A 16,996-nucleotide genomic window follows, 5' to 3' on the forward strand; every position below is an offset into this window, starting at 1 on the left:
AAAAGGAATCTCTTAAACCAAAAATCGTCAGGACGTTATGCAGACACGTCAGGCGTGTGAAATCATCCTGCGGTCCTGACAATAAGAGCATCGCAACAGGTCCACAAGCAGCGCAGCGGACAGGGAGCCGGACTGGCCTGTCAGTCAAAAACTGCTGCGATCTGGTCAACGCTCACGCCTTCCTTGATTTCGCGAAGCCGGGCGTAGATCAGGGCCGTCAGGATGCTGATCAGGCCTGTTCCGATGGCGGTCAGGGCGGCGTAGACGACAATCGACAATGCGAGGATGCCGCTGGTCATGGCCAGATCGGCGACGAAGAGCGCGGCGACTATGATCACAAGGGCGCAGATCCAGGTGATCACGAGCGCGCCGACGATCGGCCAGCGGTACCCCTTGGTCAGCTTCTCGCTGCGCCCGAGGCCCTTGAAGCCAAGCCTTTCGATAACGATGGCGGGTTCCATGACGGAAAACACCGCGTAGACCCAAAGACCGGGAATGATGAACGCGAGCGAGGCGATCCCCATGAGAAGGCCGACGGCGATACCGAGGATTGCGATGGGAAAGATCGACGCCATGGCGGGACCTATGTATTTCCCGAGCCTGACCGGCCGCTCCAGTTTAGCGTCGTACGCGAGCTGGACCATGAAGGCGGTCGTGATCGAATAGACGACAAGATCGACCAGGCTGATCAGAGCGCTCGCGCCGCCGGACGAGGTATCTGTATCGTCGAGGCTGAGGACCGTGTCGAACCCGACAAGGGCTCCGGAAAGCAAGACCCCCAGCAGGCTCGGCACGAAACCGATCACGAGGATCGGGAAAAACTGCCGGAAGAGAATGGAAAAACTCTCCCCCACAAGGCTCCCAACCCCGAGAGGCATGTGGGGTTCGCTGTCCAGTGTTTGCGTCATGTTTCCTCCAGGTCTGGAGAGAAAGCCGTCAGGTCAGGGCCTGCGCCCGGAGCGTGGCGGAAATCAGCCATCTTCGCCGTTCTTTGCATAATGCTTGTTTTCGCGCCGGTCTCCAAACAGCTGGCGCTGCTCCAGATGCTCGCGCTGCGCCTTGTAGAAGGCCTGCAGGAATTTCAGACGGTCTGCGGGCGGTACAGGGCTGGCGTAACCGATCTTTTTACGGATCTTTTCAACGATAGTTGCAATGGTCTTGTCCCGCTCCGCCAGAATATTGCCCGCCGGGCGGGTTCCCTGCGCACGCAGCAGTCCCTCGAGAGTCTGAAGCTCGAAAGCGCCGTAGTGGTCGAGCTGATGGGACAGGAACACGAACCCCTTGCGGTCCAGGGTCAGTGCGCGGGGTTCCCTTGCAAGGTCCTTCAGGAGCACGGGTACGGGCAAGTGAATGACATGGGTGCCGGCCATCATGTCGCCGAGCCGGCGGCGATAGCGGTCGAAGACCGGCACGAACAGGCACACCGCGATCCACCCGAACGCAAGCAGCGATGACAACGGGGAGGAAGCGTCCAGCATCAGAACGAGGGTCCCGGGAAGAAACACCTCGGCTTCCTTCATCATGTTGCGAAGGACAAGTGCGTGGGTGGTCAGGGGACCGCCGTCGTGAGAGACAACCTTGATCTTCATGATGCGCTTGCCGAGCGTCTGACCGTTCCAGACCAGTTCGGCAAGAATGTAGTAGGGAACGCGAATGAGAAAGAACAGGAGCGCGCCGATTGCGACGATTGTCTGCGGGCCTGTGATGTTCAGGGTAGCCAGCAGGATCATGATGCAGACCAGGGCAGCGGTCGTGATGGCGATATCCGTGATCTGTGCACCGAGGCGGACGCCGACACCGGCGATCTGCATGGTCAGCGGAACGCCTTCGGGCGGCATGAGCTGATCGCGCGACGGGCGCTCCTTTTTCCGTTTTCTGCGAAGCCGAGGGATCATTTATGGTCCCGCCCCGCGAACAGGAACCAGATCAGCCAGAGCGCACCGATCCCCCAGCCGATGATGAAGCGCATGTAGATGTCCTGGACGAGTTGCCTGCCGAAGCCTTCCAGAAACGCTGCAACCAGCAGCATCAGAGCGGCAACGAGCGCCAGTTTCAAGGCATCCCGGCCTGCCAGGCGCAGGGACGTGATGCGCGAGACGTCGCCTGGAAACATCAACGCGGTTCCAAGCTTCAATCCGCCGGCGCAGGCGATGCAGATTGCCGAGAGTTCCGTCACGCCGTGGATCGACAGCCAGCCGGCGATATCCGGCCCGAGGCCACGGTCCACATGCAGCGCGTAGAATGCTCCGAGCATCAGGCCGTTGTAGAACGTGAGAACGATGGCGGGGGCGCAGGCGAAGACGCCAAGCCCGAAAACGAATATCGCGATGCGGGTGTTGTGTGAGAACAGGTAGGTGGCAAAGGCACCGAGCCCGGAGGAGTTGGGGTTCTCGTCATAAATGACCGACCGCAGGGCTTCATAGGTAGCGTCGGGGCCGCGTCCACCCGCGAGCTCGGCCGGCATGAAGACGTAGTACCAGTCCGGGCTTTCGAAATAGAGCAGGTATCCGGAGAGAGCTCCGAGACCCATGCACAGGAAACCGAGCAGGATGAAGGGCCAGGAGCGGCGCATCGCCAGGGGTGCGCTGTGCGAGAAGAACCTCTGAAAAAGGCCGCCGAGCCGTTCCTGGGGCGCGTAGACACACAGATAGGCGCGGGCGGTCAAAGCCTCCAGGTAGCCGAGCAGGGCCTTGTCGAGCGAGATTTCGCGCGCGATCGCGAGCGATGTGGTTGCCTGCCGGTAAAGGGACGCAAGATCCCGCGCTTCGGCAAAGTCCATGTGTTGCACGCCACGGCTTTCTGCAAACAGGACGAGGCGCTCGAGCCGCTGCCAGTCCGCCTCCCGTTCCTTGCGAAACCGCGCCGAGCGCATGAGATCCTGATCCTGCATCAAATCATCTCCCGCGCCTTGATCTCCAGGTAGGTCGAAATCAGGCGGGCAGTGACCGCGTTCGGCTTGGCATCGACAATCGTAACCCCCATGCGCGCGAGCCGTTCCAGCACGAGCCTGCGCTCGTTCATGGACTGGTTGGCCGCGACGAGGGTCGCCGCGCCCTCCAGGTTGTCCGGCGCGGTTTCAACCATCGCCTCCATGTCGGGATCGCGAATAGCGACAAAGATCAGGAGGTGGCGCTTGGCAAGGATGCCGATGTTCTCAATCAGAAGTTCCGCCGAGGTCGTGTCGATGAAATCGGTGAAAACGATGATCAGGCTGCGTTTCGGTGTGCGCGCGTTCAGTTCGGTCAGCGCCAGCGTGTGGTTGGTTTCCCGGCTGACATAAGAGAGTTCGGCGGTCCAGTTGCGCAGGCGGGCAAAGGCAATCCGCCCCGGGGCCGGGGCGGAGAAGGTGCGCGGGCGGACATCATAGGAATAGTATCCGACGAGATCGCCGCCGACAGCGGCAGCCCAGGCGGTTGCGAGACCGGCGGTGACCGCGTGGTCGATCTTCGGCAGGCCGGCGATCTCCTCGCGCATCAGATAGCCGTTGTCGAGCGCGATGATCACGTGATGGTTCCGCTCCGCGCGCAGTTCCTTGGCGACAAGCGACCGGCGCTTGGCCGAGCGTTTCCAGTCGATCGACTTGATATCCATGCCGGGGACGAAGTCGCGCAGCTGATGGAACTCGGAGCCTTCACCCAGGGCGCGGTTTTCCTTGACGCCGTAAAGGGTGGACATCACCGTCGTCGTGATCTCGCCGGATTGTACCTGCCGGATGTTGGGCACGACCCGAAGTTCGGCACCCAGATCGAGCTTCGGGACGAATTCAAGCAGCCTCAGTTTCGAGATCCAGAACAGCCAGAGATGTTCCAGTTGCCAGATGCCCCGCCGCACCGCACGAACCTCAATCTCCGCGTGGCTGACGCCGTCGGCACCGGGCTGGAAGGCGATTTCGTGCTCGCCGCTCAGGCCTTCCGGCCACTCCAGTTTTGCGCTCAGTTTCCGTGGCGCCTGATCAAGAGCAAGTTGGAGGCGGACCGTCTCGCCGACGAAAATTTCCGGCGGAGCCTCGAAGGTGAGGTTTTTCGGCCGTTGCAGCGATGACGCCATGTCAAATGCGACCAGGAGCCCGAGAAGCAGCCACGGCAGAATGGCGAGATCGCGCAGCGCCGTGCTCGCGACGATCATGATCAACGAGACCAGAAGCGTCACGCCGGCAAGTGCGAGCAGTCTGTTTGACGGACGTATCAGCGCGGAGCCTCGATCTGGTTGAGAATGTTGTCGAGAACCTGGTCGGCGCTGCGCCCTTCGATTTCGGCGGCCGGACCAAGAACAATCCTATGGCGAAGCGAAGGCACGAACAGGCGCTTGACGTCGTCGGGGATGGCAAAGTCGCGCCCGTTCAGCGCTGCTGTTGCCCGCGTCGCGCTGACAAGTGCATCGGCGGCGCGGGTCGAGGCACCGAATGCGATTTCGGAATTCTGGCGTGTCGCCCGCACCAGACGCAAGATATAGGCGAGAATGTCGTCTTTGAGGATGATGCCGTCGACGAGTTTGCGGGTCTCGGCGAGAGCGGCCGCGTCCAGTACCTTCGACAGCGTTGCCGTTTCCAGGCCTGATTCCAGCGGCTGTGCCGCGTGCTGGCGCAGAATCGCCATTTCCGTGGCCTCTGGCGGGAAATCGATCATGAGCTTGAACAGGAACCTGTCCAGCTGGGCTTCGGGCAAGGGGTACGTCCCCTGCTGCTCGATCGGGTTCTGGGTCGCGACAACGATGAACTCGCTGCCGAGGGAATGATCGGTGCCGTCGATTGACACCGTCCGCTCGTTCATCGCCTGCAGCAGTGCGGCCTGGGTCTTGGGCGGAGCGCGGTTGATTTCATCGGCAAGCAGCACCTGGGAAAAGACCGGCCCCTTGGTCAGGATGAATTCATTTGTTCTGAAGTCGAAGATCGAGGTGCCGAGAACGTCGCCGGGCATGAGATCCGGCGTGAACTGGATGCGGCCGAAATCAAGGTCCAGCGCCGCGGAAAAACTGCGTGCCAGTAGTGTTTTTGCCGTTCCCGGAGGTCCTTCGAGCAGGACGTGCCCCCGCGCGAACAGGGCGACCAGCAGGAGGTCGATGATTTCATCCTGACCGAGAACGGCTTTTCCAATCTCGGCTCTCAGGGCGTCCGTGCGTTGGCGTAGGACCTCAAGCGTCATGGGTGATTTGCTCCAAAACCTGTTCGAACTCGTCTATGAGGTGAATTGCCTCGGCGGCGTGAATGCGCGCCGGAAGTCGTCTGATCTCCGCAAGAACCGACCTGAGCCGGGCTGCCTTATCCGGGTGCCGGCGATCCGCGAAACTGAGGAATTCGTCTTCGCTGGCGTAATGGCGGGCGTGGGAAGGACCGAACAGCGCGGCCGCGACCGCCGAAATCCGGGCGGCTGCGTATTCATGGACGAGCGCGCCATCCTGACCGGAAAGACGCATCAGCCGCGCCCGGGCCTCGATTGCAAGCGCCTTGCCTGAACCGAGCGCGGTCCGTTCACGCAGAACCGGACCATATCGAAGCGCAGCGCGCCACAGAAACAACGTGAGCAGAAAGCCTGCGCCGAGCCACAGAATGAGAAATGGCGGACCGAAGAAACGACTGAGGTCGGCCCAGGTCCGCTCGCGCACCGGCTCCTGAAAAGGATCGCGCAGCCAGGAAATCCGGCTGTAGTCGATCACGATGTTGCCCTCGTCGGTTTGCGATGACAAAAAGTCCGCCGCAATTTGCGCGTTGTCGCCGAGACGGAGGCCGTGGTTGTTCAAAAGGTCGGGGTCGGACAGGACAAGCACGCGATCGCGGACACCGTCTTCGTCCGATTGTGCATCGGCGGGCAGCGGGCAGCTGCCGAGGATCATCGCGTCCGACGTCCCGATTATGGGATCGCACCCTTCCTTGCGAAACATCTGCGCGGCATAGAGCCTGGCCTCCAGCGTCGCGCCGTCCGTGGAGCGATAGCTGAATTCGGTGAAGGGCGTCCGTCCGTAGAAAAGGTCCGCTGCACCGCCCCCTGTTATTTCTCCGAGCGTGTCCCTGATTCTTTCCTGGTCGATCAGCAGCACCGGATGCGCGATCCCGGTCAGGCGCATTCCGCTGCGCCACTTCGGCAGTATGACAAGCGTTGGAACGGTTTGTGCCTTGGTGAGGATCGCCTCGCTCGCCAGGTCATACTCGTCCGACTGAAGCAGATACTCCTCCTTTGATGCCGAAGGCGTTCGCGCGACGTCGAGCGCGGTGTCGTAGACGGGCACGATCAGGAGATCGACCGTCGTCTGATCGATCGGCCAGCCACCGGCAAAATTGTAGGACGTCACGTCGTTGGAGGTCAGCCAGACCTGAAGGCCGTCCAGACCGGACGGCGAACTGCGCAGTGTCTGCTGGCGCTGTGACATGACGTACCAGAATGCCAGCGCAGCGATGACGCAAACGACCGCGATCACGATGACCTCAATGCGCGGACCGCCTGACCGGTTTGCCGTGGAGGTGTCGCTCATGCCGCACCAGCTCCAAGCAATTGCTGGCACGACGAGACATGATCGCGGAACTCGTCCTCCGAAACGTCCCTGTCTCCGAATTGAACCCGCTCGCTGTTCAGGACGAGCGTGCGCAGCAGGGATTGCTGGGCGTCCGCGAGTGGAATGTTGCTCATCGTATCGCGCGCCGTCCAGCTGCGCTGCATGAGAACGCCGTTGGTATTCGCCAGTGTGGCCAGAACTTTCTGCGTCAACAAAACCAGCGCCTCGCGCCGGTCTGAGATCCGCAGGATATCGTTGAATGATCCGAGTTTTTCCGCCCAAAGCGGCGTGTTCTGCGGACCGGAGCCGCGCCGGCTTTCGGGGTTCTCGGCATCCCGTTGCAGCGTGACCGCAATGTTTCCGCCAAACCGGAGAATAACAAAGATGATGCCGGCAAGAACCAGGCCTGCGATCAGCATGAAAGTCCAACGCGAGGCGGGTGCCGAGGCGCCTTCCGTTTCGGAGCGTGCCAAGGGCTGAAGGGGCTGCTGCTCCGTTTCAAGCTTGGGTGCCGGTGCGGTCGGGTCATAGTAGGCAACGTCCGGGTCGATCCCCCGCAGGCGGATCGAACGCATATATTCCTCGCCTGATTGTCCGATTTCCAGAGGTTCACGGACCGGTTCCTGCGCGCTGGCCGCAATCAGGGGTGCCGTCAGGCCGAAAATCAGCAAGGTCAGAAACAAGCGCCGCATGGCCGTTTGATAGCGGTTACGGGTTAACGTGGCAATAACCCGGTGCAGACGACAAGGCCCGACCCATGGTTGTATTGACATTGTCAATCCGCACAGTGGCGTGCACCGTGCCCAGCAGTTGCAAATCGACGCAAAATCGTCCGGGCTGTGTCTGGAAATTTTTGTATACGGATGTATATAAAGTGCATCCACTCGACACGGCCGTGCCTATCACGGCCGATCACTTATCGCCTCGTTTCAGGTGCAGACACGCGCATTTGCTGGTGATCGGCGCGAAAGTTTTGTATAGCGGGCAACGAGGCGGCGCGCATTCGACGGCAGAGCCCACAGGTCGACATCAAATGCGCTGCAACAAGCTCGAAACGGGCAAATGCGGTTCCCCAATCGGGAGCCGTCGGAGATCATGACAGGCAGCCGGTCAGACGCGGGCCTGCTGCTGCGGACAGTGAAGGAGAGCACGTGCCGTGACCCAGTCCCTTGACAGTTTCAATTGCAAGACAACGCTTCAGGTCGGTGACAAGACCTATACATACTTCTCCATTCCCGAAGCGGAGAAAAACGGTCTGGACGGCGTGTCCAAACTGCCTTTTTCCCTGAAAGTCGTTCTTGAAAACCTGCTGCGCTTCGAGGACGGCCGCTCCGTCACCAGGGAAGACATTGTCGCCTGCGCTGAATGGCTGAAGGAAAAGAAGTCTTCGCAGGAGATCTCCTACCGGCCGGCGCGTGTGCTGATGCAGGACTTTACGGGTGTTCCCGCGGTCGTCGATCTTGCGGCCATGCGTGATGCCGCGGTGAAGCTCGGCGGCGACCCGGAAAAGGTCAATCCGCTGGTTCCCGTTGACCTGGTCATCGACCACTCCGTCATGGTCGACTATTTCGGCACCAAGGACGCGTTCAAACTGAACGTGGAACTGGAATACGAGCGCAACCAGGAACGCTATGAATTCCTGCGCTGGGGCCAATCGGCGTTCAACAACTTCCGTGCCGTGCCTCCCGGCACCGGCATCTGTCACCAGGTAAACCTGGAATACCTTGCCCAGACAGTCTGGACCAAGGAAGAAAACGGCGAAACGGTCGCCTATCCCGATACGCTCGTCGGGACCGACAGCCACACCACGATGGTCAACGGGCTGGCTGTTCTGGGCTGGGGTGTCGGCGGCATCGAGGCGGAGGCCGGTATGCTCGGCCAGCCGATTTCCATGCTGATCCCCGAAGTCATTGGCTTCAAGCTGACCGGCAAGCTGAACGAGGGCATCACCGCAACCGACCTGGTGTTGCGGGTCGTGGAGATGCTGCGCCAGAAGGGTGTAGTCGGCAAGTTCGTGGAATTCTACGGTCCCGGCCTCGACAACCTGTCGCTGGAAGATGCCGCGACCATCGCCAACATGGCTCCGGAATACGGCGCGACCTGCGGCTTCTTCCCGGTCGACAGCGAAACGCTGAAGTACCTTGAGGCAACGGGCCGCGACAAGGACCGTGTCGCGCTGGTGGAAGCCTATTCCAAGGCGCAGGGCATGTTCCGCGCAGGCGGCGAGGAACCCGAATTCACCGACACGCTGGAACTCGACATCACCACGGTCGTTCCGGCGGTCTCCGGGCCGAAGCGGCCGCAGGATCGCATCAACCTCTCCGACGCCGCCAGCGGCTTCGCCAAGACCATGGCGGAGGAATTCAAAAAGGCGGACGAGCTTTCCAAGCGTGTCGCGGTCGAGGGCAAAGACTTCGATCTCGGCAACGGCGATGTTGTCATTGCGGCAATCACGTCCTGTACCAACACCTCGAACCCGTCGGTTCTGATCGGGGCCGGACTTGTTGCCCGAAACGCCCTGAAAAAGGGTCTCAACGTCAAGCCGTGGGTGAAAACCTCGCTGGCGCCGGGCTCCCAGGTGGTGACCGACTACCTGGAAAAGGCAGGCCTTCAGGGCGATCTCGACGCGCTCGGCTTTGACCTTGCCGGCTATGGCTGCACCACCTGTATCGGCAATTCCGGACCGCTCGATCCGGCGATTTCGGCTGCAATCAACGACAATGATATGATCGCCTGTTCGGTTCTGTCCGGCAACCGCAACTTCGAAGGCCGCGTGAACCCGGATGTGCGCGCCAACTACCTGGCATCGCCACCGCTGGTTGTTGCCTACGCCATCGCCGGTAACCTCAACGTCAATATCACCGAGGATCCGCTTGGCAACGATCAGGACGGCAACCCGGTTTATCTCAAGGATATCTGGCCGAGCACGGAAGAGATCACCGATCTGATCCGCGCCTCCATCACCGAAGAGATGTTCCGCGGCCGCTATGGCGACGTCTTCAAGGGCGATGAACACTGGCAGAACATAAAGGTGGAAGGCGGGCTGACCTACACCTGGCCGGTCTCCTCGACCTATGTCCAGAACCCGCCTTATTTCGAAGGCATGACCATGGAGCCGCAGCCGCTCGAGGATATCGAGAATGCCGCGGTCATGGGCCTGTTCCTGGATTCCATCACCACCGACCACATCTCTCCGGCCGGTGCCATCAAGGCCGACAGCCCGGCGGGCCAGTATCTCTCCGAGCACCAGGTGGCCCGCAAGGACTTCAACTCCTACGGTTCGCGCCGGGGCAACCATCAGGTCATGATGCGCGGCACCTTCGCCAATATCCGCATCAAGAACCAGATGGTGCCGGGCGTCGAGGGCGGCGTGACCATGAAGGACGGCAAGAAGGAATGGATCTACGACGCCTGCATGGAATACAAGGAAGCCGGAACGCCGCTCGTCATCTTCGCGGGCAAGGAATACGGCACGGGCTCATCGCGTGACTGGGCGGCCAAGGGCACCAAGCTGCTCGGCGTGCGCGCCGTTATCACGCAGTCCTTCGAACGTATTCACCGTTCCAACCTTGTCGGCATGGGCGTCATTCCGCTGACCTTCAAGGACGGCGAGAGCTGGCAGTCCCATGGCATCAAGGGCACCGAGCGCGTCACCATCCGGGGCATCGCCGACATCAAGCCACGGCAGATGATGGACGTGGAAGTCACCTACGAGGACGGCACCACCAAGACCATCGAGTGCCTGTGCCGTGTCGATACCGAGGACGAACTTGAATACATCAAGGCCGGAGGCATCCTGCACTACGTGCTGCGGAACCTGGTCAACAGCTGATCCCTGCTGTCACTTCTACGGATCTTAAGCGGGCCCTGCGGGGCCCGTTTTTGTTTTCGGTCAAGAAACTTGGCGTGTTCGTTATCTTTCTCACAATTCAATTTACTGAGACTTAATATCTGAAAGTAAAAATGAGCTGCGAGAATGATAATATTTGGACGTTGCAATGCCAGAGGACATTTATAGCGAAGCCGGATTGGTATTTATTGCAGGGTTAACTTTACTATTAATGATTTTTATTATCGGATTTTGGTTGTTTTTGTCTAAAATTGTCGGTTTTCTCCCCAGAAGCCCCAAGTTGACGACGGCCTCGCCAGCCTTCACGGTCGAGCCGGATCGAATCCACGATATCCTTGTGCAATCCAGCAATCGCGCCGCACGGCGCATCCGGCGCCCTGTCCCCGAAGCGCAGGTCCAGACGCATCCGAAGGGTGACGCAGACGGATCGCGGCTGGCCTTCGAAGCCGACGCTGCCCGGGACGCTTCGCATCCGGGTACACCACCGCGGGCAGAGCGCGAAATACTGGAAACGGTTTCGGTGGTCCTGCGACGGCAGGTTCCGATCCGCGCCGACGAAAAACCGAAATCATGGTTCGGCGGGCTGCCGATGATGCCCGACAACGTGCCCTGGCCGAAATCGATTTCGCTCGAACACCCGCAGCGGGGCGAAATCCCGCTTCACTTCCTCGCGCAGATCTGCTGTGCGGAGCTGCCGGAGGAGCTCTGGGGTGGGCTGGGGCCGCGCGACGGCTGGCTCCTGTTCTTCATTGATCCGAACGCCTGCGATCTCGACGGGCGTACCGAGGGCTTCAAGGTGATCCATACGCGCGCGCTCGGGTCCGAGCGGGCCGCGCCACCGGAGTTGGGTCCGGTCCATGATGGAACCCATACCGGGCCGCTCGATGGGCAGTCCGAGGGTCCGGGTGATGCCCCGAACACCTGGCGCCGGTGGCCCGTTGACCTCGTAACCGTGCCCAACAGGGTTGTCCGCGAGGGTGAAGTCCTGCGGGTTGCGCCGGACCGGTTCGCCCACGTGCTTTACGCAGGCAAGGAGGTGTCCGACGCCGAGCGTCCACCGGTTCCCGAGCCGTTCACCGCGCGGATGGCGCTTGCCGTCCTGGCCTCCATCGAGACCCGCCTTGCCAAGCAGCCTCTCAAACCTGATCTGCCGCAAACGGTTCTGGAGGCGCTGGAGGACCCTGATGCCTACCGGTCTCTCAGGCCGGATACGTCTGCTCTGGAACACGAGATCAGGGAAATGGGTCAATCATTGACCGGCTCAGAAGACGCGGATGGCGAGCCGGGCGGCGCCACTCTCGAGCGCCTTTGGAAGATGGAGGAGAGGCTCGAACGCGACAAAAGGCTGACCGCTGTGCTCGACCGATTTCCCTCGCCTGCGTCGCTGCGCGACTACCGGCAGGAAGCCATTCGCGCCAACGAGAGCTGGCGGCAGGACGCACTGCGCGACCTTCGCGACATCATTGACCAACTTCGCTCCGGAGAACCGGACAGAGCCCTTTTGCACGGAGAATGGACCGACATTGCCGTTCATCTCGACCAGACACGAACCAGCTACTTCGAGTTTCGGAGTGCCGGCGGGAGTGAACAGACCCTGCAGGCATTCGAACGCGACATCTCACTGTCCGGGCTCTACAATGCGACCTATGTGCGGCTTTGGGAGTTTGTTGCCGACTATTATGCCGATCCCGAACTCCGGTCGCTGATACCGACGGATGTTCTCGCGCAGTTCGAGCCGTTCTGGCGGCGGCTGAACGACAACCGGCCGCACCGGACCGGCGGGGCCTTCGACGGCGTTCAGTCCGAACCGAAAAGCGGTCCGGCATCGCGCGTGTTGCTCCTGCACGCGGCGAGCGACGATGCCATGCGCTGGTCATGGGGCGATGCCGGGATTGTCTATTTCATGATTTCGACGCAAGATCTCGCAGACGGACGGTTCGAAAACGCAACGGCCGCACTGGAATGCTATTGAGGCCGTGCCACCGTCCGAAGTCTGTCAGATCGGGGTTGAACAATGTCCCAAGAACGGCCTCCCAAGGTTTCGCATATCGCCCCGGTGCTCCGGGTCAAGGACCTTGCTCAATCGATCGCCTATTACCGGGACAGCCTGAAATTCACCGTCGCCTTCGAGTGGGCGGATGGTGAGGGGGAACCGGTCCGCTACGCGGTTCTCGAATACGGAAAAGCCGGCGTTCACCTGACGCAGAGTGATCAGCCCGGTGGCACCACCGCCTATTGCTTCGTCGACGGCATTGACGCCTATCATGCCCTCGCCAAGGCAGGGGGTGCCAACATCACCGAGGATATCAAGGACCAGCCCTGGCGCATGCGCGAGTTTGAAACCCGCGACCCTGATGGGAACGTGCTTCTTTTCGGCGAACATCTCGATCTTGTCGAGATGCGCGAAAAGCCGGGGCACCGGCACCTGTGGGACAGTTTCTGGTATCACGGGATATTCCACCCGCACGATCACGACACTCCGAAGGACCAGACAGAGGGCTGACGCGCCGAACGTCCCGGTTCCGATCGTCAAAAACACCAAACTGTGACGCGACCGCTTGTGACCGCGCCCAAAGATTGGCTAACCTTCTTCCCGTTGTCGTGGAAACCTGTCGAACACAGGAGCCAGTTTATGTGGGATTTTGATTTTTCCCGCGCTGTCGGATTGATGGTGCGGACATTTCCTTATCTGATTTTCAGAGTGATCGTTTATGGCGGCATTGCCGTTGCCTACGTTGTCGTTACCGGATTTGGTGCGGGTGTCGGATACGGCGTTGGCTGGTTCGGTGGTCCGGATTCGCAGGCCGGCTTCGCTTTCTGGGGTGGTCTTATCGGGTTCGGACTGACGGCGACCGTGATCTATTTCCTGCGCGAATATCTCCTCTACACCGTGAAGGCCGGGCACATTGCGGTTCTGGTCGAGCTGATGGACGGCAAGGATCTGCCTGACGGACAGGGCCAGGTTGCCTATGGCGCGAGCGTGGTCAAGGAACGGTTCGTCCAGTCGAGTGCCCTTTTCGGGCTGGATCAGCTCGTCAAAGGCGTGATCCGCGCGATCAGCGGGGTTGTCGAAGGCATTGCATCCGTGCTGCCGATCCCGGGCCTGAACGGTCTCGTCTCGCTTTTCAGGGCTTTCATGAAAGTGGCCGTCGGGTTCGTTGACGAAGTCATTCTCGCCCACGCGATCCGCACGCGATCCGACAATGCCTGGGCATCGGCGCGCGAAGCACTGGTGCTTTACGGGCAGAACTATCAAGCGATGCTGAAGAATGCCGCTTTCATCGCGCTCTTCACCTATATCATCGCCATTCTTGTGTTCCTGTTCATGCTCGCACCTGCTGCCGGCCTGGTTTACCTGATGCCTGGATCCTGGAGCGCGGGCGGTCTCGTGTTCGCCATCATTTTTGCCTGGGCCGTCAAGGCGGCCGTTCTGGAGCCGCTTGCCATCACGCTGATGATGCAGGTGTTCTTCAAGGTGACGGACGGCCAGACCCCGAACCCGGAATGGGATGCAAAGCTGTCGCAGATGTCCGACAAGTTCGTCGAGATAAAGGACAGGGCCTTCGAAGGGGCCCGGCCGGGCGGCGCCAGCGCTCCCGCCGAGTGAGCGCAATACACAGCGGACAGCCCGGCAAGGGCTCGGTTTCAGATGAGATTTTTCAAGGGGTGCACATGACAACTCTCAGGACGTCGACCGGTTTGGTTGCCGTGATCCTTGCCGGGCTTTCACAGCCTGCTCTTGCCGATGACTGCATTGCCCGGTTCACGGAAGTTTACATGCAGCTCGACCAGGGCGTTCCGACCAAGACGGTCGCGACAACCCAGTTCAAGGGTGCACCGGAGACGGTCAATGATTTTCTCTACCTCAGCCAGGACCATCACATGACCGTGCCGACCAATCCGGCCGGGCCCTGGGTGCTGACTTACCAGAACGTCATGTACCAGTCGGCAGATGAGGGCAAAACCTGGGCCAAGGTGCGCGATCTCGACAGCGCTCAAAACGCAGAAGGGGCAATCGCGGCAAAAAAGACCAATGCTGAAACCATCCGCAACGCGGCATGCGATGAAGACACCATAAACGGTGTTGCGCTGGAAAAGGTTGCCGCCGACCTGACGGTCAGCCAGGGCATGGTCACCGAAAACCGGTATACCTACTGGCTCTCGCGCGACGACGGCTTCATCGTCAAGGCTGTCTACGAGACAACCGCGCCGAATTTCGAAATGGTGACGACCCAGTCGATCGAACCGGCACCGGGGCTTTCCCTGCCGGCCCCGCAATAAGGCTGGCCCTAGCCGCGCCCTCGATAGGGGGCAACACCCTGTTCCGGGATCCAGACGCCGTCCGGTTCCGGGCCGGTCTGGTAGAAGACGTCGATCGGAATGCCGCCGCGCGGATACCAGTAACCGCCGATGCGGAGCCATTCCGGGTCCAGCAGGTCGACCAGCCGTTTGCCGATCGATACCGTGCAATCCTCGTGAAACGCGCCGTGATTGCGGAAGGATCCCAGGAAGAGCTTCAATGACTTGCTCTCCACCAGGAACTCCCCGGGAACATAGTCGATCACGAGATGGGCGAAGTCGGGCGCGCCCGTGATCGGGCACAGCGAGGTGAATTCCGGGGCAACGAACCGGACCATGTATTTTGTACCCGCCTGCGGGTTCGGAACCTTTTCCAGGACGGCCTTTTGCGGATCGTCCGGAAGATCCGTTGCCGCACCAAGCTGGGTGAGGTTTTCGTAGATGCTCTTGTCGGACATGGTGCACTCCTTGTCGCGCTTGTTCGTCCGGATGGCACTGTCCGGACGACAGACGTTTGGTTCTTTGATCAGACGCCTCTTAGGTTGCCCCAGATCAGCGTGTGCAATTGCGGTAGAACGGTCGCCGAATAAAGCCGGTCGGATGTCACCTTTTCAACCAGCCAGCGCATGCGGTCCATGATGCCGTTCATGTCGATGAAACCGTCGCTTTCGTCCGGGTGCGGCGGTGTATGGTTGCCCGGCTGCAGGTAAAGCGGCTGATCGGGGTAGCGGCTGGCAACTTCGCGCGCAAAGGCATAGTCGGCATCGTCGAAAACGACCACTTTCATCGCGATCCGGGTTGCAGGTCCTGCCGCCTCGACGCATTCGGCGAGCCTTTGCCAATCCGTTTCCATTCCGCTGGACGGCGGTTTAGGGCTGAGGGTCAAGAGGTCGAGATCCTGGAACCAGTCCCTTGCGATGCTGCCCTGGGTTTCCAGCGCAAAACGATAGCCATCTTCCCGCCCGAGATGAATGAGGGGCCCAAGCGGCTGAATGGCCGGATTGCCGCCGGAGAGCGACACCATGAGCGGGTGGCCGCCAGCGAGAATATCAACCTGCATCAGGATGGCGGCCGGGGTCATCGGCTGCCAGTCGTCGCGGTAGGCGCTGTCGACCGCATGCATCGTATCGCACCAGGAGCAGCGGTAGTCGCAGCCGCCGGTGCGCACGAATACGGTCGGCCGGCCAATCAGGGCACCTTCTCCCTGGATGGTCGGGCCGAAGATCTCGTTGACGCGTATCGTGCCGGCGGTCATTGGCGTTGCTCCACCGGAACATAGACGGGAGGACGGTACTCGGCGCAGGTCTTCGGTGTTTCCTTGACGCGCACCGCTGCCGTTTCCGGCCATTCCTTCAAGCACCAGTCGTAAAGATGCCTTGCCAGACGTTCGGCAGTCACGCAGTCGTCGCCCAGCACATCATTGAGATGGCGGTGATCGAGCGTCTCGTCGATATAGGCTTTCAGGGATTTGAGCTCGTTGTAGTCAAGGACGAAACCGATCGGGTTCAGCTCTTCGGAGGCCAGCTCCACCTCAACAATGTAATTGTGACCGTGGAACCTTGCGCAGGGGTGGTCCTCCGGCAGCCCATGCAACTGATGAGAGGCGGAAAAGTGAAACTCCTTCGTGATCCTATACATTGCAGACCGCTTTCCAGTAGTCCGGGTCCGCGTAATCCGTCGGATCGATCCCGTCTGCCAGGAAAAAGGCTTCCCGGCGCTCAACGCAGGTGCCGCAGCGCCCACAGTGCTTTTCGCCGCCCTTGTAGCAGGACCAGGTCTTGCGGTAGTCGATGCCGAGCCGCAGGCCTTCAGCCGCGATATCCGCCTTGCTGATGCTGACATAGGGCGTGAACAGGCTGATCTCGGCGTATCCGTCGAGCGCATAACGCTGCATGGTCTCGAAGCTGGACGTGAAGGCCGGACGGCAGTCCGGATAGATGAAATGGTCGCCGCCATGTACAGCCGTGGCGACAGTATCAGCACCGCGCGAGGCCGCGATGCCATAGGCGATGGCAAGCATGATCGCGTTGCGGTTCGGCACAACGGTGATTCTCATGGTGTCTTCGGCATAGTGCCCGTCCGGAACATCGACATCGTCGGTCAGCGCCGAGCCGGTGAGCTGGCGGCCGATATTGGAGATGTCCATCAGGATATGTTCGATTTCGAGCTCTTCGGCGCACAGAGCGGCAAACTCAAGCTCCTTCCTGTGGCGCTGGCCATAGTCGAAGGAGATGAGGCCGGCAAGCTCGTGATCCTGCGCGATCCTGTGCGCAAGGGTGACGGAATCCATTCCGCCGGAACAGATGACAAGTGCTTTCAACGATGTGGTCCCTTGTTTTCGCTGGCACCGGGTAGGCTGCG

The 16,996-nt window shown here is 60.6% G+C and carries 16 protein-coding genes; 5 read left to right on the top strand and 11 right to left on the bottom strand.

Features of this window, described 5'->3' with window-relative positions; all coding sequences use genetic code 11:
- Positions 1-140: 140 nt before the first annotated feature.
- The 7 genes from RDA78_RS08385 to RDA78_RS08415 all read right to left on the bottom strand — a co-directional run bounded on the left by RDA78_RS08385 (position 141) and on the right by RDA78_RS08415 (position 7,178).
- On the bottom strand, positions 141-908 hold the full coding sequence (locus RDA78_RS08385) for a hypothetical protein (protein WP_434054867.1): 768 nt from the start codon (positions 906-908) through the stop codon (positions 141-143).
- Positions 909-971: 63 nt separating this feature from the next.
- The gene (locus RDA78_RS08390; protein ID WP_434054868.1) at positions 972-1,895 is read right to left on the bottom strand and encodes an RDD family protein; all 924 of its coding nucleotides are present in this window, start codon (positions 1,893-1,895) and stop codon (positions 972-974) included.
- Positions 1,892-2,890, bottom strand: a complete 999-nt coding sequence (locus RDA78_RS08395) for a stage II sporulation protein M (protein ID WP_434054869.1) — start codon at positions 2,888-2,890, stop codon at positions 1,892-1,894. Before RDA78_RS08395 ends, RDA78_RS08390 begins: the two co-directional genes overlap by 4 nt.
- Positions 2,890-4,149 carry a DUF58 domain-containing protein gene (locus RDA78_RS08400; protein ID WP_434054870.1) on the bottom strand — a complete coding sequence of 420 codons (1,260 nt, stop codon included), beginning with the start codon at positions 4,147-4,149 and terminating at the stop codon, positions 2,890-2,892. Before RDA78_RS08400 ends, RDA78_RS08395 begins: the two co-directional genes overlap by 1 nt.
- A 35-nt stretch (positions 4,150-4,184) precedes the next feature.
- Positions 4,185-5,141: an AAA family ATPase gene (locus RDA78_RS08405; RefSeq protein WP_434054871.1), complete on the bottom strand. Its 957-nt coding sequence runs from the start codon at positions 5,139-5,141 to the stop codon at positions 4,185-4,187.
- Positions 5,131-6,465 carry a hypothetical protein gene (locus RDA78_RS08410; RefSeq protein WP_434054872.1) on the bottom strand — a complete coding sequence of 445 codons (1,335 nt, stop codon included), beginning with the start codon at positions 6,463-6,465 and terminating at the stop codon, positions 5,131-5,133. Before RDA78_RS08410 ends, RDA78_RS08405 begins: the two co-directional genes overlap by 11 nt.
- Positions 6,462-7,178, bottom strand: coding sequence for a hypothetical protein (locus RDA78_RS08415; protein WP_434054873.1), 717 nt, complete (start codon positions 7,176-7,178; stop codon positions 6,462-6,464). The genes RDA78_RS08410 and RDA78_RS08415 overlap by 4 nt, the downstream gene beginning before the upstream one ends.
- Before the next feature lie 464 nt (positions 7,179-7,642).
- Between RDA78_RS08415 and acnA the strand changes: the two genes are divergently transcribed.
- The 5 genes from acnA (at position 7,643) to RDA78_RS08440 (ending at position 14,617) form a co-directional block, all read left to right on the top strand.
- A complete protein-coding gene (gene acnA, locus RDA78_RS08420) occupies positions 7,643-10,318 on the top strand; it encodes an aconitate hydratase AcnA (RefSeq protein WP_434054874.1) in 2,676 nt (891 codons plus the stop codon).
- Between the two features lie 298 nt (positions 10,319-10,616).
- On the top strand, positions 10,617-12,308 hold the full coding sequence (locus RDA78_RS08425) for a DUF1963 domain-containing protein (RefSeq protein ID WP_434054875.1): 1,692 nt from the start codon (positions 10,617-10,619) through the stop codon (positions 12,306-12,308).
- Positions 12,309-12,350: 42 nt separating this feature from the next.
- Positions 12,351-12,839 (top strand): glyoxalase superfamily protein, encoded by a 489-nt coding sequence (locus tag RDA78_RS08430; RefSeq protein WP_434054876.1) that lies wholly within the window; start codon positions 12,351-12,353, stop codon positions 12,837-12,839.
- A gap of 129 nt (positions 12,840-12,968) precedes the next feature.
- Positions 12,969-13,943: a hypothetical protein gene (locus RDA78_RS08435; RefSeq protein ID WP_434054877.1), complete on the top strand. Its 975-nt coding sequence runs from the start codon at positions 12,969-12,971 to the stop codon at positions 13,941-13,943.
- Positions 13,944-14,008: 65 nt separating this feature from the next.
- Entirely contained in the window at positions 14,009-14,617 is a 609-nt protein-coding gene (locus tag RDA78_RS08440; protein WP_434054878.1) for a hypothetical protein, read from the top strand.
- Between the two features lie 8 nt (positions 14,618-14,625).
- Here RDA78_RS08440 and queF read toward each other — a convergent pair whose 3' ends face one another.
- From queF to queC, 4 genes are all read right to left on the bottom strand, one after another.
- Positions 14,626-15,093, bottom strand: coding sequence for a preQ(1) synthase (gene queF, locus RDA78_RS08445; protein ID WP_434054879.1), 468 nt, complete (start codon positions 15,091-15,093; stop codon positions 14,626-14,628).
- 68 nt (positions 15,094-15,161) lie between these two features.
- Positions 15,162-15,890, bottom strand: coding sequence for a 7-carboxy-7-deazaguanine synthase QueE (gene queE, locus RDA78_RS08450; RefSeq protein WP_434054880.1), 729 nt, complete (start codon positions 15,888-15,890; stop codon positions 15,162-15,164).
- The gene (gene queD / locus RDA78_RS08455; RefSeq protein ID WP_434054881.1) at positions 15,887-16,273 is read right to left on the bottom strand and encodes a 6-carboxytetrahydropterin synthase QueD; all 387 of its coding nucleotides are present in this window, start codon (positions 16,271-16,273) and stop codon (positions 15,887-15,889) included. The genes queE and queD overlap by 4 nt, the downstream gene beginning before the upstream one ends.
- Positions 16,266-16,955, bottom strand: coding sequence for a 7-cyano-7-deazaguanine synthase QueC (gene queC / locus RDA78_RS08460; protein ID WP_434054882.1), 690 nt, complete (start codon positions 16,953-16,955; stop codon positions 16,266-16,268). The genes queD and queC overlap by 8 nt, the downstream gene beginning before the upstream one ends.
- Between the last annotated feature and the right edge of the window lie 41 nt (positions 16,956-16,996).

Origin of the sequence: Roseibium sp. (assembly GCF_051016195.1) — a bacterium.
Lineage (GTDB): Bacteria > Pseudomonadota > Alphaproteobacteria > Rhizobiales > Stappiaceae > Roseibium.

Excerpts from the sequence above, each read along its gene's own strand:
- RDA78_RS08385 (WP_434054867.1), bottom strand. The coding sequence starts at position 908 with ATGACGCAAACACTGGACAGCGAACCCCACATGCCTCTCGGGGTTGGG.
- RDA78_RS08390 (WP_434054868.1), bottom strand. The coding sequence starts at position 1,895 with ATGATCCCTCGGCTTCGCAGAAAACGGAAAAAGGAGCGCCCGTCGCGC.
- RDA78_RS08395 (WP_434054869.1), bottom strand. The coding sequence starts at position 2,890 with ATGCAGGATCAGGATCTCATGCGCTCGGCGCGGTTTCGCAAGGAACGG.
- RDA78_RS08405 (WP_434054871.1), bottom strand. The coding sequence starts at position 5,141 with ATGACGCTTGAGGTCCTACGCCAACGCACGGACGCCCTGAGAGCCGAG.
- RDA78_RS08410 (WP_434054872.1), bottom strand. The coding sequence starts at position 6,465 with ATGAGCGACACCTCCACGGCAAACCGGTCAGGCGGTCCGCGCATTGAG.
- RDA78_RS08415 (WP_434054873.1), bottom strand. The coding sequence starts at position 7,178 with ATGCGGCGCTTGTTTCTGACCTTGCTGATTTTCGGCCTGACGGCACCC.
- RDA78_RS08430 (WP_434054876.1), top strand. The coding sequence starts at position 12,351 with ATGTCCCAAGAACGGCCTCCCAAGGTTTCGCATATCGCCCCGGTGCTC.
- RDA78_RS08435 (WP_434054877.1), top strand. The coding sequence starts at position 12,969 with ATGTGGGATTTTGATTTTTCCCGCGCTGTCGGATTGATGGTGCGGACA.
- RDA78_RS08440 (WP_434054878.1), top strand. The coding sequence starts at position 14,009 with ATGACAACTCTCAGGACGTCGACCGGTTTGGTTGCCGTGATCCTTGCC.
- queF (WP_434054879.1), bottom strand. The coding sequence starts at position 15,093 with ATGTCCGACAAGAGCATCTACGAAAACCTCACCCAGCTTGGTGCGGCA.
- queE (WP_434054880.1), bottom strand. The coding sequence starts at position 15,890 with ATGACCGCCGGCACGATACGCGTCAACGAGATCTTCGGCCCGACCATC.
- queD (WP_434054881.1), bottom strand. The coding sequence starts at position 16,273 with ATGTATAGGATCACGAAGGAGTTTCACTTTTCCGCCTCTCATCAGTTG.